The sequence below is a fragment of the Streptomyces sp. A18 genome (assembly GCF_059026065.1).
Genome location: NZ_JBWLKL010000002.1, coordinates 345,605 through 360,991 on the forward strand (window position 1 = coordinate 345,605; position 15,387 = coordinate 360,991).

General features: G+C 68.2%; 15 protein-coding genes and 1 tRNA gene. 7 read left to right on the forward strand and 9 right to left on the reverse strand.

Annotated elements, in window-relative coordinates; all coding sequences use genetic code 11:
- The first annotated feature begins 117 nt into the window (after positions 1-117).
- From AC5P1C_RS04355 to pknB, 4 genes are all read left to right on the forward strand, one after another.
- Positions 118-1,665 (forward strand): Stp1/IreP family PP2C-type Ser/Thr phosphatase, encoded by a 1,548-nt coding sequence (locus AC5P1C_RS04355; protein ID WP_493864312.1) that lies wholly within the window; start codon positions 118-120, stop codon positions 1,663-1,665.
- Positions 1,666-1,691: 26 nt separating this feature from the next.
- A complete protein-coding gene (locus AC5P1C_RS04360; RefSeq protein ID WP_493864313.1) occupies positions 1,692-3,119 on the forward strand; it encodes an FtsW/RodA/SpoVE family cell cycle protein in 1,428 nt (475 codons plus the stop codon).
- The gene (locus AC5P1C_RS04365) at positions 3,116-4,579 is read left to right on the forward strand and encodes a peptidoglycan D,D-transpeptidase FtsI family protein (RefSeq protein ID WP_493864314.1); all 1,464 of its coding nucleotides are present in this window, start codon (positions 3,116-3,118) and stop codon (positions 4,577-4,579) included. The genes AC5P1C_RS04360 and AC5P1C_RS04365 overlap by 4 nt, the downstream gene beginning before the upstream one ends.
- A gap of 168 nt (positions 4,580-4,747) precedes the next feature.
- Complete coding sequence (pknB, locus tag AC5P1C_RS04370) at positions 4,748-6,754, forward strand: Stk1 family PASTA domain-containing Ser/Thr kinase (RefSeq protein WP_493864315.1); 2,007 nt, start codon at positions 4,748-4,750, stop codon at positions 6,752-6,754.
- A 117-nt stretch (positions 6,755-6,871) separates the two neighbouring features.
- On the opposite strand, the gene AC5P1C_RS04375 is transcribed toward pknB, so the two are convergent.
- The 6 genes from AC5P1C_RS04375 to AC5P1C_RS04400 are packed head-to-tail and all read right to left on the reverse strand — an operon-like array spanning position 6,872 to position 11,322.
- A complete protein-coding gene (locus tag AC5P1C_RS04375; protein ID WP_493864316.1) occupies positions 6,872-7,630 on the reverse strand; it encodes a class E sortase in 759 nt (252 codons plus the stop codon).
- Between the two features lie 24 nt (positions 7,631-7,654).
- Positions 7,655-8,980: a class E sortase gene (locus AC5P1C_RS04380; protein WP_493864317.1), complete on the reverse strand. Its 1,326-nt coding sequence runs from the start codon at positions 8,978-8,980 to the stop codon at positions 7,655-7,657.
- Complete coding sequence (locus tag AC5P1C_RS04385) at positions 8,977-9,624, reverse strand: aminodeoxychorismate/anthranilate synthase component II (RefSeq protein ID WP_493864521.1); 648 nt, start codon at positions 9,622-9,624, stop codon at positions 8,977-8,979. Before AC5P1C_RS04385 ends, AC5P1C_RS04380 begins: the two co-directional genes overlap by 4 nt.
- Positions 9,625-9,626: 2 nt before the next feature.
- Positions 9,627-9,788 (reverse strand): hypothetical protein, encoded by a 162-nt coding sequence (locus AC5P1C_RS04390; RefSeq protein WP_190083025.1) that lies wholly within the window; start codon positions 9,786-9,788, stop codon positions 9,627-9,629.
- Between the two features lie 31 nt (positions 9,789-9,819).
- Positions 9,820-10,509 (reverse strand): class E sortase, encoded by a 690-nt coding sequence (locus AC5P1C_RS04395; protein ID WP_493864522.1) that lies wholly within the window; start codon positions 10,507-10,509, stop codon positions 9,820-9,822.
- Positions 10,510-10,551: 42 nt separating this feature from the next.
- Positions 10,552-11,322 carry a DUF881 domain-containing protein gene (locus AC5P1C_RS04400; protein WP_493864318.1) on the reverse strand — a complete coding sequence of 257 codons (771 nt, stop codon included), beginning with the start codon at positions 11,320-11,322 and terminating at the stop codon, positions 10,552-10,554.
- A 92-nt stretch (positions 11,323-11,414) separates the two neighbouring features.
- Here AC5P1C_RS04400 and crgA point away from each other — a divergent pair, with 92 nt between their 5' ends.
- The gene (gene crgA, locus AC5P1C_RS04405) at positions 11,415-11,672 is read left to right on the forward strand and encodes a cell division protein CrgA (RefSeq protein WP_493864319.1); all 258 of its coding nucleotides are present in this window, start codon (positions 11,415-11,417) and stop codon (positions 11,670-11,672) included.
- A 289-nt stretch (positions 11,673-11,961) separates the two neighbouring features.
- On the opposite strand, the gene AC5P1C_RS04410 is transcribed toward crgA, so the two are convergent.
- Positions 11,962-12,858: a rhomboid family intramembrane serine protease gene (locus AC5P1C_RS04410; RefSeq protein WP_493864320.1), complete on the reverse strand. Its 897-nt coding sequence runs from the start codon at positions 12,856-12,858 to the stop codon at positions 11,962-11,964.
- Positions 12,859-12,974: 116 nt separating this feature from the next.
- On the reverse strand, positions 12,975-13,508 hold the full coding sequence (locus tag AC5P1C_RS04415) for a peptidylprolyl isomerase (RefSeq protein WP_493864321.1): 534 nt from the start codon (positions 13,506-13,508) through the stop codon (positions 12,975-12,977).
- Between the two features lie 270 nt (positions 13,509-13,778).
- Here AC5P1C_RS04415 and AC5P1C_RS04420 point away from each other — a divergent pair, with 270 nt between their 5' ends.
- Positions 13,779-14,501 carry a DUF5324 family protein gene (locus tag AC5P1C_RS04420; RefSeq protein ID WP_493864322.1) on the forward strand — a complete coding sequence of 241 codons (723 nt, stop codon included), beginning with the start codon at positions 13,779-13,781 and terminating at the stop codon, positions 14,499-14,501.
- An 81-nt stretch (positions 14,502-14,582) separates the two neighbouring features.
- Here AC5P1C_RS04420 and AC5P1C_RS04425 read toward each other — a convergent pair.
- Positions 14,583-14,655 (reverse strand) — tRNA-Ala (locus AC5P1C_RS04425).
- Positions 14,656-14,837: 182 nt separating this feature from the next.
- Between AC5P1C_RS04425 and AC5P1C_RS04430 the strand changes: the two genes are divergently transcribed.
- Positions 14,838-15,386, forward strand: a complete 549-nt coding sequence (locus AC5P1C_RS04430) for a helix-turn-helix domain-containing protein (RefSeq protein ID WP_160506124.1) — start codon at positions 14,838-14,840, stop codon at positions 15,384-15,386.
- Position 15,387: the final 1 nt, after the last annotated feature.

Below are 15,387 nucleotides of genomic sequence, written 5' to 3' on the forward strand. Positions count from 1 at the left end.
GACAATGAGCGAGCGGAGCGAGCGAGCCGACGCGGTCCACACACTGGACGCCAGCGCGCTCCCGACCGGAGGGTGGGCACCGTGCGGATGTACCCGGAGCCGACGGGCGAGGTGCGCATGAGTCTGTCTTTGCGCTTCGCCGCCGGATCGCACAAAGGCATGATCCGGGAGGGGAACGAGGACTCCGGTTACGCCGGTCCGCGTCTCCTCGCGATTGCCGACGGCATGGGGGGCCAGGCCGCGGGTGAGGTGGCGAGCTCCGAGGTGATCTCGACGCTCGTCACCCTCGACGACGACGTACCGGGATCGGACATCCTCACGTCGCTCGGCACCGCCGTGCAGCGCGCCAACGACCAACTGCGCCTGATGGTCGAGGAGGACCCCCAGCTCGAGGGCATGGGGACGACCCTGACCGCCCTGCTGTGGACAGGGCAGCGCCTGGGCCTCGTCCACGTAGGCGACTCACGCGCGTACCTTCTTCGGGACGGTGTCCTCACGCAGATCACCCAGGACCACACCTGGGTGCAGCGCCTGGTCGACGAGGGCCGGATCACCGAAGAGGAAGCCACCACCCACCCGCAGCGCTCCTTGCTGATGCGCGCGCTCGGCAGTGGTGAACACGTCGAACCGGACCTCTCCATCCGCGAAGTCCGGGCCGGCGACCGCTACTTGATCTGCTCGGACGGTCTCTCCGGCGTCGTCTCGCACCAGACGATGGAGGACACCCTCGCGAGCTACCAGGGCCCCCAGGAGACCGTGCAGGAGCTCATCCAGCTCGCTCTGCGCGGCGGCGGCCCCGACAACATCACGGTGATCGTCGCCGACGTCCTGGACATCGACAGCGGCGACACCCTGGCCGGCCAGCTCTCCGACACCCCCGTGGTCGTCGGCGCGGTCGCCGAGAACCAGCTCCAGGCGCAGGACGAAGGCGCCATGCAGACCCCCGCGGGCCGCGCGTCCGGCCTCGGCCGTCCCGTGCCGCCGCAGCCCTCCGGAGGCGGCTTCGGGCCGCCCGGAAGCGGCGACACGGCGAGCTACGCCCCCGAGGGGAGCTTCGGCGCGTACAGCGACGAGGACTTCGTGAAGCCTCGCGGCGGCCGCAAGTGGCTCAAGAGATCGCTCTACACGGTGCTCGCCCTGGCGGTCATCGGCGGCGGCCTGTACGGCGGCTACCGCTGGACCCAGACCCAGTACTACGTGGGGACGAACGACAAGAACGTCGCCCTGTTCCGCGGCATCGACCAGGATCTGGCGTGGGTCAGCCTGTCGAAGGTCGAGGAGGACTACCCGAAGATCGAACTCAAGTACCTGCCGCCGTACCAGCGCAAGCAGGTCGAGGCGACCATCGCCGAGGGCAACCTCGACGACGCCAAGAGCAAGATCGAGGAGCTCGGCCTTCAGGCATCCGCCTGCCAGAAGGACGCCGAGCGCCGCGAGGCGGAGCGCGAGAACGCCAAGCCCGGCGAGGGCGAGGCGGGCGGCACCACCGGCCTGGCGGCCAAGGCGCCCACCGACGATCCGACCGATCCGGCGGACACGAACGACAAGAGCGACAAGAACAGCTCGACCGACAAGAACAAGTCCAAGACCGCACCGACTCCCACACCCGGCCCCAGCCTCTCCGAGGACGAGGAGAAGCTGGTCCCGCTGTGCGGTAAGCAGTAAGCAGCCGTTGGGGGCCTTTGCACGCCATGAGCAGTAGCACTACACACACGTCGACCATCGGCGCGATCGGGGCGCCGAGCAGGCGCAACACCGAGCTCGCGCTCCTCGCGTTCGCCGTCGTCATCCCGCTGTTCGCCTACATCAACGTAGGCCTCGCGATCGACGGCAAGCTGCCGTCCGGCATGCTCGGCTACGGCTGCGGGCTCGGACTGCTGGCCTCCGTCGGTCACATCGTGGTGCGCAGGTACGCGCCCTACGCGGACCCGCTGCTGCTGCCGCTCGCGACGCTGCTCAACGGCCTCGGTCTGGTGGTCATCTGGCGACTGGACCAGTCGGAGAAGCTGCAGGGCCTCGCCAAGGCGGCGACCGGCTCCTTCAGTCCCTCCGCGCCCAAGCAGCTGATGTACTCCGCGATCGGCATCGCGCTCCTGGTGGCCGTGCTGCTCGTACTGAAGGACCACCGCGTCCTGCAGCGCTACACGTACATCTCCATGGTCGCTTCCCTGGTCCTGCTGCTCCTGCCGCTCGTTCCGGGCCTCGGCATGAACGTCTTCGGCGCCAAGATCTGGATCAGCATCGGCGGATTCTCCATCCAGCCCGGTGAGTTCGCAAAGATCGTCATCGCGATCTTCTTCGCGGGCTATCTGATGGTGAAGCGCGACGCGCTCGCCCTGGCGAGCCGCCGCTTCATGGGCATGTACCTGCCGCGTGGCCGCGACCTGGGGCCGATCATCGTCGTCTGGGCGATGTCGATCCTCATCCTGGTCTTCGAGACCGACCTCGGTACGTCGCTGCTGTTCTTCGGCATGTTCGTCGTGATGCTGTACGTCGCCACGGAGCGCACCAGCTGGATCGTGTTCGGCCTGGTGATGTCCTCGGTCGGCGCCGTGGGCGTGGCCACGTTCGAGCCGCACGTGCAGGAGCGTGTGGACGCCTGGCTGAACCCGTTCTCCGACGCCGTCATCGCCTCCACGGGCAGCGACCAGATCGCCCAGTCCCTGATGGCGTTCGGTTCGGGTGGTGTGCTCGGCACCGGCCTCGGCCAGGGCCACTCCGACCTGATCGGCTTCGCCGCCAACTCCGACTTCATCCTCGCCACCTTCGGCGAGGAGCTGGGTCTCGCGGGCATCATGGCGATCCTGCTCATGTACGCGCTGATCGTGGAACGCGGCGTGCGCACCGCCCTCGCGGCGCGTGACCCGTTCGGCAAGCTCCTTGCGATCGGTCTGTCCGGAGCCTTCGGAATCCAGGTGTTCGTCGTCGCGGGCGGCGTCATGGGCCTGATCCCGCTGACGGGTATGACCATGCCGTTCATCGCGAACGGCGGTTCCTCGGTGATCGCCAACTGGGCGCTGATCGGCATCCTCATCCGCATCAGCGACACCGCGCGCCGACCCGCGCCCGCCCCCGCCCCGAACCCCGACGCCGAAATGACCCAGGTGGTCCGACCGTGAACAAGCCCCTGCGCCGGATCGCGATCTTCTGCGGGCTCCTCATCCTTGCCCTGCTCGCCCGGGACAATTGGCTCCAGTACGTGCAGGCCGACACGCTCGCCAAGCACGACAAGAACCGCCGCGTCTCCATCGAGCGGTACGCCCAGCCGCGCGGCGACATCATCGTCGACGGCAAGGCCATCACCGGCTCCAAGGAGGCGGGCGGCGGCGACTACAAGTACCAGCGGACGTACAAGAACGGGCCCATGTGGTCCCCCGTCACCGGCTTCGCATCGCAGCGCATCGGCGCGACGCAGATCGAGTCCATCGAGGACGGCATCCTCACCGGCAACGACGACCGGCTCTTCTTCACCCGCAGCCTGGACATGATCACGGGCAAGAAGAAGGAGGGCGGCAACGCCGTCACGACCCTCAACGCCGCCGCCCAGAAGGCCGCGTACGACGGTCTGAAGGGCCGCGGCAAGGGCGCGGTCGCCGCGCTCGACCCGTCGACCGGCGCGATCCTGGCCCTGGCCTCCGCTCCTTCGTACGACCCCTCGACGTTCGCGGGCAACACGGACAAGGAGGCCGAGCAGTTCGGGAAGCTGGACAAGGACGAAGACCAGCCGATGCTCAACCGCGCCCTGCGCGAGACGTACCCGCCCGGCTCCACCTTCAAGGCGGTCACCGCCGCGGCGGCCCTGGAGCACGGCCTGTACGACGACATCGACTCGCCCACCAAGTCCCCGCTGCCCTGGACGATGCCGAACACCCAGACCGAGCTGAAGAACGAGGGCAACATCCCCTGCAAGAACGCCACGCTGCGCGAGGCGCTGCGGGTGTCCTGCAACACCGTCTTCGGCAAGATCGGCTCGGATCTCGGCAAGGACAAGATGCGGGAGACGGCCGAGAAGTTCGGCTTCAACGAAGAGCAGTTCGTGCCCGTCCGCTCGAACGCCTCCGTCTTCCCCAAGGAGATGGACAAGCCGCAGACCGCGCTCTCCTCCATCGGCCAGTTCGAGACGGCCACGACGCCGCTGCAGATGGCCATGGTCGCCTCGGCCATCGCCAACGACGGCAAGCTGATGGAGCCGTACATGGTCAGCGAGCTGCAGGCGCCGAACCTGGACGTGATCGAGAAGCACACGCCCAAGGAGATGAGCCGGCCGCTCTCCGAGGAGAACGCGCAGAAGCTCCAGGACATGATGCAGACCGTCGTGAACGACGGCACCGGCACCAACGCCAAGATCGACGGCGTCACCGTCGGCGGCAAGACGGGTACGGCGCAGCACGGCGTCGCGAACAGCGAGAACCCCTACGCGTGGTTCATCAGCTATGCCAAGACCGACTCCGGTTCGCCGGTGGCCGTCGCCGTGGTCGTCGAGGACAGCGACGCCAGCCGCGACGACATCTCGGGTGGTGGTCTGGCCGCCCCGATCGCCAAGGACGTGATGAAGGCGGTTCTCGACAGCAAGAAGTGACCCCCGTCACGGCCTCTTCACATCAGTGCACGTTGCGATACCGGTCCTGTATCGGGTGACGGTGGCGGCCGGGTCACGTAAGGCGAGCCGGGTACGGTATGCCCGGACAGCACACCGCCGGACCACACAAGGGTGCGGTCGGGACTGACGGAGAGGGCTGGATTAGCTATGGAAGAGCCGCGTCGCCTCGGCGGGCGGTACGAGCTGGGCCAGGTGCTCGGCCGAGGCGGGATGGCGGAGGTCTACCTCGCGCACGACACCCGGCTCGGACGCACCGTGGCGGTGAAGACGCTGCGGGTGGACCTCGCGCGTGATCCGTCGTTCCAGGCCCGGTTCCGCCGTGAGGCCCAGTCGGCCGCCTCGCTCAACCACCCTGCGATCGTCGCGGTCTACGACACCGGCGAGGACTACGTGGACGGGGTCTCCATCCCGTACATCGTGATGGAGTACGTCGACGGCTCCACCCTGCGTGAGCTGCTGCACTCCGGGCGCAAGCTGCTGCCCGAGCGCGCCATGGAGATGACCATCGGGATCCTCCAGGCCCTGGAGTACTCCCACCGCAACGGCATCGTCCACCGCGACATCAAGCCCGCGAACGTCATGCTGACGCGCAACGGCCAGGTCAAGGTCATGGACTTCGGCATCGCCCGCGCCATGGGCGACTCCGGGATGACGATGACGCAGACCGCCGCGGTCATCGGCACGGCGCAGTACCTCTCTCCGGAGCAGGCCAAGGGCGAGCAGGTCGACGCGCGCTCGGACCTCTACTCCACGGGCTGCCTGCTGTACGAGCTCCTGACGGTGCGACCGCCCTTCGTGGGCGACTCCCCGGTCGCGGTGGCGTACCAGCACGTACGTGAAGAGCCTCAGGCACCGAGCGTCTTCGACGGCGAGATCACGCCGGAGATGGACGCCATCGTCCTGAAGGCCCTCACCAAGGACCCGGACTACCGCTACCAGTCGGCCGACGAGATGCGCGCCGACATCGAGGCCTGCCTCGACGGCCAGCCCGTCCAGGCCACCGCGGCCATGGGCGCGGTCGGCTACGGCGGCCACCCGGACGACCAGCAGACGGCGATGCTGCGCCCGCAGAACGGCGGCGGCCAGACATCGATGATGCCGCCGGTCGGCCCGGACGACGGATACGACGACCATTCACGCCGCCGCCAGAAGAAGAGCAGTACTTCTACGTGGCTGCTGGTGCTCGCGGGCCTGCTGGTCCTGGTGGGTGCGATCCTGATCGGGAAGTGGGCGTTCACCGGGGGCGGTGGGGGCGACGACACTTTGAAGGCCCCCAATTTCGTCGGCGAGACCGTCCCCGACGCGAAGCAGTCCGCCAGTAACGTGGACCTCTCGCTGGACGTCTCCGAGCACAAGCCGTGCGAGAAGTACCCGAAGGGCGAGATCTGCTCCCAGGAGCCGGGCGCGAACGCGACGGTCAACAAGGGCGACACGATCAGCGTGACGGTGTCCACCGGGGCGCCGAAGGTGGCGGTGCCGAGCGTCATCGGCCTGGACATCGACGACGCCACGAAGAAGCTCGAAAGCCCCAAGTACCAGTTCAAGGTCGAGCCCAAGCAGGTGGAGTCCCCCGAGACTCCGGGCGAGGTCCTGGAACAGGACCCGATCTCCGGCACCGAGGTGCAGAAGGGCAGCTCCATCACCCTCGACGTCGCCAAGGAGGCCTCCAAGTCGACGGTCCCCGACGTCACCGGCAAGACCTGCGAAGAGGCCAAGGCCCAGCTGAAGACCAGCGACCTCACCGGTGTGTGCGAGGAAGAAGAGAGCTCCACGGTCGAGGCCGGCAAGGTCATCTCCCAGAGCCTCGCCCCGCAGACCCAGGCCGACCCGGGCTCGACGGTGACGCTGAAGGTCGCCAAGGCCGCCGAGAAGACCACCGTGCCGGCGCTCACGGGCCAGAAGCTCAAGGACGCCCGGAAGGCCATCGAGGACGCCGGTCTGACGGTCGGCACCATCACGGGTCCGCAGGACGACGAGGCCCTCGTCGTCCTCTCCGACCCGCCCGCCAATCAGGAGGTCGCACCCGACACCGCGATCAACCTGACCACGGCAGGCGGCAACCAGGGCGACAACGGAGGCGGCAACGGCGGGGGAGACAACGGAGGCGGTCTCTTCGGAGGCGGCTCGGGTCTCTCCCGCCACGACGAGGACTAGCCCCCTCAGCACATCGAATCAGCACATCGAAAGAGCCCCGGCTCCCGCCTGCTGGCGGGGCCCGGGGCTCTCTCGATGAGGGGCTCGACGAAGGGAGGGCCTCGACGAGGGGAGGGCTTAGCTCAGCTCCTCCGGCGGCGTCCTCTTGTTGTCGACCTTCTCGACGCGCTCCAGCTCGCCCCACACCACGTAGCGGTAGTTGGACGTGTAGACCGGCGTGCACGTCGTGAGCGTGATGTAGCGGCCCGGCTTCTTCGCGCCCGATTCCTTCGGGACCGGGTTCAGGACGTTCACGTTGTACTTCGACGTCTCGGGCAGCGTCGAGTACACCTTGTACACGTACCACTTGTCCCGGGACTCGAAGACGATCGCGTCGCCCTTCTTGATCTTGTCGATCTTGTGGAACTTCGCGCCGTGCCCGTCGCGGTGCGCGGCCAGCGTGAAGTTGCCTTCCTTGTCCTGCGGGAGAGCCGACTTGATCGGGTCCTCGTAGTAGCCCGCGACACCGTTGTTGAGCTCTTTGCTGCCGGTGCCCTTCTTGACCAGGATGTCGCCGTTGCCCATCGCCGGCACGTGCAGGAAGCCGATGCCGTCCTTGGTGTTCAGGTTGCCGGGGCCGCCCGCCCAGCGATCGCGCACCTGGTCGCCCTGCTTGTGCGCCTCGCGGTCCGCGACGACGTTGGTCCACCACAGGGAGTAGACGACGAAGAGGCCGAGCACCAGGCCCGCGGTGATGAGGAGTTCACCGAAGACGCTGACCGCCGTGGCGATCGGGCCGCGGCCGCGCGGCCGTGGGGCGCGCGCGGGTGCGGGCGCGTCGGTCCGCTCCTCGGTCCGGTCCTCGTCGTGGTCGGCGTGGTCGGTCGTCGCTGCCACTGGATCTGCCCCGTTCTCACCGTGCTAGTTGACGAGCGCGCTCGGCTTTCCCTTGCCGCGCGGCCGTTCCTCGACCATCTTGCCCCAGACGATCATTCGATACTTACTCGTGAATTCCGGGGTACAGGTGGTCAGTGTGATGTACCGGCCCGCTTTGGTGAAGCCCGACCCCGGAGGGACCGGCGCGATCACCGAGATGTTGCTGGGCTGGGTCTGCGGCAGGATGCTCGCCATCTTGTAGACGTAGTACTTGTCCTGCGTCTCCACGACGATGGGGTCGCCCGGCTCGAGCTGGTTGATGTACCGGAACGGTTCGCCATGGGTGTTGCGGTGCCCGGCGACCGCGAAGTTGCCCTTCTTGGCGTCCGGCATGGCCGTCTTGGTGCGGCCCTCGTTGTAGTGGCCGACCATGCCGCGGTCCAGGACCTTCGACTTGTCGATGCCCTCGGCGATCGGTACGACCACGTCGAGGCGGGGGATGTGCAGGAGCGCGAAACCCTGGCCCGGCTCGAAGGCGCCCGGCTTCCCCTTGCCGCTCGCCCACCTCTCCTGGAGGTCGCTGGCGGCGCCGTTGGCCTGCTGGTGCGCGCGGATGTTCGTCCACCACAGCTGGTAGGTCACGAAGAGAAGCATCAGGACGCCGACCGTGATGAACAGTTCGCCGATCCCCCGGCTCGCCACGGCGCCCGCGGAGGGCTTACGGGCCCGCTCGGCGCGACGGGCCTCAACGCGGGAGAGCGGGGCGGCGGACGCTGCCGTGGAAGGCTGCCGAGGGGCGCCCTTCCTGGCGGCCTTGCGGCGCGCGGCCCGGCCTTCCGTGGGGCGCTCCGGTGCGGGCTCGGGCTCAGGCTCGGCTATTCGGCGGGTGTCCGCGGTCCGCAGGCCCACGGTCTCGTCGTCGACCGGCGGCTGCGGTTGTGCCTGCTGCGGTTGTGGCAGCTGCGGTTGTGCCTGCTGCGGTTGTGGCTGCTGCGGTTGTGGCTGCTGCTGAGGGGCGTACGCGCCGTACAGCTGCTCGTACGTCGGCTCCTGTGGCCCGTACCAGTCGCGGGCGTACCCCTCGGGGTCGTACCACTCCTGCTCCTGAGGCCGCTCCTGAGGCAGCTCAGGCTCCGGCGGAGGCGGAGGCACGGGCGCAGGCTCCGGCTCGGCGGGCCCGCTGCGGAACCACGGCGAAGGATGCTGACCCCGCTGACCCGGCAGCGGATCGGTCAGCGGATCGGCGAGGTGGTCGACGGCCGCCTCGAACGCCCCGGGCTGCTCGAACGCCCCCGGCTGCCCGTACGACGCGTACTGATCGTCGCCGTACGGAACTCCGGAGGAATCGTGCTCGGGGCGCACCGCGGTCACGCCGTGGCCCTGCCCACCACCGGGGCAAGACCGCTCGACCGACTGATCGCCTCCGTGTCGCCGCACTCCACGAGCCAGTTGGCCAGCATGCGGTGGCCGTGCTCGGTGAGCACCGACTCGGGATGGAACTGCACGCCCTCGACCGGCAGTTCACGGTGGCGCAGGCCCATGATGATGCCGTCCTCCGTGCGCGCGGTCACCTCGAGCTCGGCCGGGACCGTGGCAGGCTCGGCGGCGAGCGAGTGGTAGCGCGTCGCGGTGAACGGCGACGGCAGTCCGGCGAAGACACCCTTGCCCTCGTGCGCCACCGCGGACGTCTTGCCGTGCAGCAACTCCGGTGCGCGGTCCACCACTCCGCCGTACGCCACCGCCATCGACTGCATGCCGAGGCAGACGCCGAACACGGGCACACCGGTGTCGGCGCAGTGCCGCACCATGTCCACGCAGACGCCCGCCTGCTCGGGCGTGCCGGGGCCCGGCGACAGCAGGACGCCGTCGAAGCCGTCCTGCGCGTGGCGCAGCTCGACCTCGTCGTTGCGCAGGACCTCGCACTCGGCGCCGAGCTGGTAGAGGTACTGGACGAGGTTGAAGACGAAGCTGTCGTAGTTGTCGACCACGAGGATGCGGCCCGGCCGCCCGTCGATGCTCACTGGCCGTCCACCGTCACATCGTTGAAGGGGAGCAGCGGCTCGGCCCAGGGGAAGACGTACTGGAAGAGCACGTAGACCACAGCGAAGACGAGCACCAGCGAAAGCAGCGCCCTTACCCATGCGTTTCCCGGCAGATGCCGCCAGATCCAGCCGTACATGCCGTCCCTTCCGTAGCCGTACGGCACCAGACTAACGGCGCAGTGCCTCCGGTTTCCCGGCCTCGACGGGCTGGGTCGCATCGAGGTGCGCCCAGACGATCAACCGGTGGCTGTGGCCCCACTCTGGCTCACAGGTGGTAAGGGTGAGGTAACGGCCCGGCCCCTCGAATCCGGACTTGCGCGGAACCGGATCGATGACGCCGGTGTCGCTGGGGAGCGTCTTATAGGGCTTCTTGTCGATGCGGTACGTGAACCACGTGGTGCCGTCGGTCAGGACCACGGGGTCGTCCGGCCGCAGCTTCGGGAAGTCCTTGAACGGGTCCCCGTACGTGCGGCGATGGCCCGCCACGGAGAAGTTGCCCTTCTGGCCGAGCTGGGCGGTGTCCCCGTAGTGGCCGAGTCCCTTCTTGAGGGTGTCGGTCCCGGTGCCCTGGAGCACCGGTTTGTTCCACGTGAAACCGAACCGCGGGATGTACATGACCGCGAAGGGCTTGCCGTCCTCATAGGGACCGGGCTTCTTGGGCGAAGTCTCGGCGGGCTTGTCGTCGCTCCCCGAGGGCACCGAACCCTGGGACCACTGGTCCTGGAGCTCGTCGATCTGGCTGTCCATGGCGTTGTCGGCCTTCACACCGGTCCAGAACAGGACGTACACCACGAAGAGCACGATCACCGTGCCGACGCTGATGCACAGTTCGCTGAACGTCCTGACGAGCAATCGCACCGACACCGGACGGCCCCTCCCCGGGTGCTACTCCACGTGCTGCTACTCCACGGGCTTCGCGTAGTGGAGATCCACTGTGCCCGAGTAGCCGGGAAGAGTCACCGCCCCGTCGTCGTCGACTTTCCAGCCGAGGCCGTAGGCATTGACGTACAGCATGTAGTTCTGGATCTCCGGGGACGCGGCGAGCGCCGTCTTGAGCTTCTCCGGGTCGCCGACCGCGGTCACCTTGTAGGGCGGCGAATAGACGCGTCCCTGGAGGATCAGGGTGTTGCCCACGCAGCGGACGGCGCTGGTGGAGATGAGCCGCTGGTCCATGACCTTGATGCCCTTGGCGCCGCCCTGCCAGAGCGCGTTGACCACGGCCTGGAGGTCCTGCTGGTGGATGACCAGGTCGTTGGGCTGGGGCTCGGGGTAGCCGGGGAGCTTGGCGGTGGCGTTCGGCGGGGCGTCGGCGAGGGTGACGGAGACCGCGTCGCCGCTGAGCTTCTTGGTGCCCGCGTTCTTCTCCAGGGCCTTGAGCCGGGCGTCGTCGGCCTTCGTGCCGCCGTTGTCGCGCTCGGCCAGGGACTCGACGTCGTCGCGCAGCGAGCCGTTGGACTCGTCCAGCTTGCCGTTCTTGTGGCTGCGCTCCTCGATCAGGTCGGAGAGCTTCAGGAGCGAGGCGTCGGTGCGGATGTTCGTGCCCTTGGCCGTGTTGAAGCTGGTGAAGAAGATGAGGCCGGCGAGCGCGAAAACGGCGGCCGTAAGCAGCCGGACCGGCCTCCAGCGAGGACGACGACCCGGACCTTCGGGGGAGTCGGCAGAATTGCTCAACGTACCCTTATCTCCTTCAGCGCCGCGGAAGCACTACGCTAACGGACGCCCGGGGGAGGGCTCAGCTCCCCGTATCGACAGGAGAGACCCTCGTGCCGAAGTCACGGATCCGCAAGAAGGCGGCCGACGATTACACGCCGCCCGCCAAGAAGGCGACGAACATCAAGCTGACCAGCCGTAGCTGGGTGGCTCCGGTGATGCTCGCGATGTTCCTCATCGGGCTCGCCTGGATCGTCGTCTTCTACGTCACCGACGGCAAGCTGCCGATCGACCCGCTGGGCAACTGGAACATCGTGGTCGGCTTCGGCTTCATCGCCGCCGGGTTCGGCGTCTCCACGCAGTGGAAGTAGCGCCATCCCAGCAGAGCTGTGCGCAAGCCTTGCCCTGAGTTATCCACAGCGCTATCCACATCCCGGCCTCGGCTGGGGAAAAGAAAGACGATCTGTGGATAACCCACGAGGTGTTGACGCCGGTATGACTGGCTGATCGCCATGCAAGCCCTCACAGGCCCCTTGTCCTTCCTGGGGAAACCCAGGTCAGCGACAAGGGGCACTGTTGTTCCCCACAGAATGCACAAGCGTGGACACACGCTGTGGACAACCCTGGTCAACGGACGGCAGGGACGGGCTTCGGACGGCCTCAGACGAGCTGAGTGGTCCTGATGACCACAGCCGCGAGGACCACGACAAGCACCACGGCACAGGTCCCCCACTGCACGAGCGTCCGCCGCTCGCGGGGCGCGTGCACCATCCCGTACGCGATCGCGACACCGGCGACCAGGCCGCCGACGTGCGCCTCCCAGGCGATGCCGCTCCAGGTGAACGTGAAGAGCATGTTCAGCGCGAGCAGCGCGATGACGGGGCGCATGTCGTAGTTCAGGCGCCGCATCAGTACGGCGGTCGCGCCGAGCAGGCCGAAGATCGCTCCGGAAGCCCCGAGCGAGGCCTGGCTCGGAGCGGCGACCACGTACGTCAGCGCGCCGCCCGCCAGGCCCGACAGCATGTACAGCGCGAGGTAGCGGGCGCGGCCGAGTGCCGCTTCCAGCGGGGCGCCGAGCCACCACAGGCCGAGCATGTTGAACGCGATGTGCCAGATCTCCTGGTGCGTGAACATCGACGTCACCAGTCGGTACCACTGGCCTTCGGCGACGCCTTCGGTCGGCACCCAGGGCTCGGGCGGCCAGGCCCCGATCAGGACCAGTTCACTGACCAGACGGTCGCCCATGGCGAGAACGGCGATGAACACCGCGACGTTCAGGCCGAGCAGGATCTTGGTGATCAGCCGCGGGTCGGCGGCGATCGAGCCTCCCGCGATGGTGCGCGGCTGGTTCGCCGTGGGTGCGTGGCCGGTGCCCGAGCCCTCGCGCACGCACTCGGGGCACTGAAAGCCGACCGAGGCGCTGATCATGCACTCCGGGCAGATGGGGCGCTCGCAGCGGGTGCAGCTGATGCCGGTCCCGCGGTCCGGGTGCCGGTAGCAGCCGGGCAGGTTCTCTGCGTCCTGTGGCCCCTGCGGGCTTCCTGGTGCCTGGTCCATGGGGTCCCCTCAATGTCCGTACGAAGGCACAGCTGCGCACGCGTGGCGAACGCACCGCCCCGCCCTTCCTTACGGATGGGCGGGGCGGTTTGGTTCCCTCGCGGCGTGCGCCGGTGTCAGGCGGTGCGGGTCTCGATGACGACGGACTCGATGACCACGTCGTTCACCGGGCGGTCGGTGCGCGGGTTGGTCTGCGTGGCCGCGATCTCGTCGACGACCTTCTGGCTGGCCGCGTCGGTGACCTCGCCGAAGATGGTGTGCTTGCGGGTGAGCCAGGCGGTCGGGGAGACCGTCACGAAGAACTGGGAGCCGTTGGTGCCCGGTCCGGCGTTGGCCATGGCGAGCAGGTAGGGCTTGTCGAAGGCGAGGTCGGGGTGGAACTCGTCCTCGAACTCGTAGCCGGGGCCGCCCGTGCCGTTGCCCAGCGGGTCGCCGCCCTGGATCATGAAGCCGCTGATGACGCGGTGGAAGACCGTGCCGTCGTAGAGCCGGTCCGTGGTCTTCTTGCCGGTCTCCGGGTGGACCCACTCGCGCTCGCCCTGGGCGAGCTCGACGAAGTTCTTGACCGTCTTCGGCGTGTGGTTCGGGTGCAGCAGCACCTCGATGTCGCCCCGGTTGGTCTTCAGGGTGGCGTAAAGCTGCTCGGCCACGGTCTGCCTTCCGTTGTCCTCTGTGACGTCCCGATCCTCGCACGGACCGGATTGCGACGAGTAGCCACGGAGTGGGAGCACGCCGCGACGATCCGTGGCATTGTCGGCGAAGCACTCTCCTTGTACCGATTTGATCGAATTGATCGCACCCGATCGAATTGATCGCACCCGGATGCCCGGCTGCGTCATGCCTCGGAGTCATCCGGAAGGCATGATCCTTGAAAGGGTGGAAAGGTGACATACCTATAAGCCACCGAGGAGGAGGATCCCGTGACCCGCATCGACAGCGTGCGCGCCGCGACCGGTTCGGCGAGGGACAGCGTGCGGCATGCCGCGGAGGCGGTGGCCCCCTACGCCGGCACGGCCAAGGGCCAGGCCGTCCACTATGCGCACGAAACCCGCGTACGGCTCGCGCCCAAGGTGTCGCAGGCCGCCGAACAGGCCCGCGTCCAGTACGGCGCCCATGTCGTACCGCGCGTCGAGCAGGCCCGTACGCATGTGCCGCCGAAGGTCGACCACGCCGCGCACGAAGCCGCTGTCCGCACCCGCAGGGCCGCCAAGCAGACCCGCAAGGCCGCCAAGCAGGCCGCCGACTACTCGAAGCCGCGGATCGAGCACGCCGTGGCCGTGGCCCAGCCCGTCCGTGAAGAGGCGACGTCCCGCGGGGTCGCGGCTCTTGCCGCACTGCGCGGTGAGGTCTCCGCCAAGGAGATCCAGCGGCTGGCCCGCAAGCACGACCGCCGGGCGCGCGCCGGACGCGCGGCCAAGGGCCTCATCGTCCTCGGCATCCTGGCCGGTGGTGCGGTCGCCGCCTGGAAGTGGTGGGACAAGCAGGCCAACCCGGACTGGCTCGTCGAGCCGCCGGCCGCGACGGAGGTCCCCGACAGCGCGCCGCTGACCTCGGTCGACGGCAGCGGTCAGGCCTCCCTCGACCCCGAGGTCCAGGCCAAGCAGGCCGAGTCGGAGGCCGCGGACCGCGACGACCTGCGCTGACCCGGCCGACGGGCAGCAAGCGCGGAAAACGCCGTAGGGCGGGTCCCCTCAGTTGAGGGGACCCGCCCTACGGCGTTTCTGTGGAGCCTAGGAGATTCGAACTCCTGACATCTGCCTTGCAAAGGCAGCGCTCTACCAACTGAGCTAAGGCCCCGAAAACGGTGCGGCCAACCGGAAGAATCCCGCTCCGGTGGGCAACGCAGACCAGAGTACCGGGTCACCCCCCAGATCTCGCAAAAGGATTGGGGGTCCCGGTGAACGACCACGCTCCGTAAGATGCTCGGCGTGGTTCGCGGCAGCGAACCACGGTTTTTGGGGAAGCGATGGGGAGACGCAATGGACGCCGCACAACAAGAGACGACCGCGAGAGCACGAGAGCTCCAGCGGAACTGGTACGGAGAGCCGCTGGGGGCGCTCTTCCGCCGTCTCATCGATGATCTGGGCCTCAACCAGGCACGCCTCGCCGGCGTCCTCGGTCTGTCCGCGCCCATGCTGTCCCAGCTGATGAGCGGGCAGCGCGCCAAGATCGGCAACCCCGCGGTCGTCCAGCGCGTCCAGCTCCTCCAGGAGCTGGCGGGCCAGGTCGCCGACGGCAGTGTGAGCGCCGCGGAGGCCACCGACCGCATGGACGAGATCAAGAAGTCCCAGGGCGGCTCCGTCCTGACCAACACCTCGCAGTCGACGACGAGTTCGGGTGCGCCCACGGTGAAGCGTGTGGTGCGCGAGATCCAGTCACTGCTGCGCTCCGTCGCGGCGGCGGGCGACATCATCGATGCCGCGGACTCCCTCGCCCCGACCCACCCGGAACTGGCAGAGTTCCTCCGGGTATACGGCGCCGGACGCACCGCGGACGCGGTCGCCCACTACGAGGCGCACCAGAACTGAG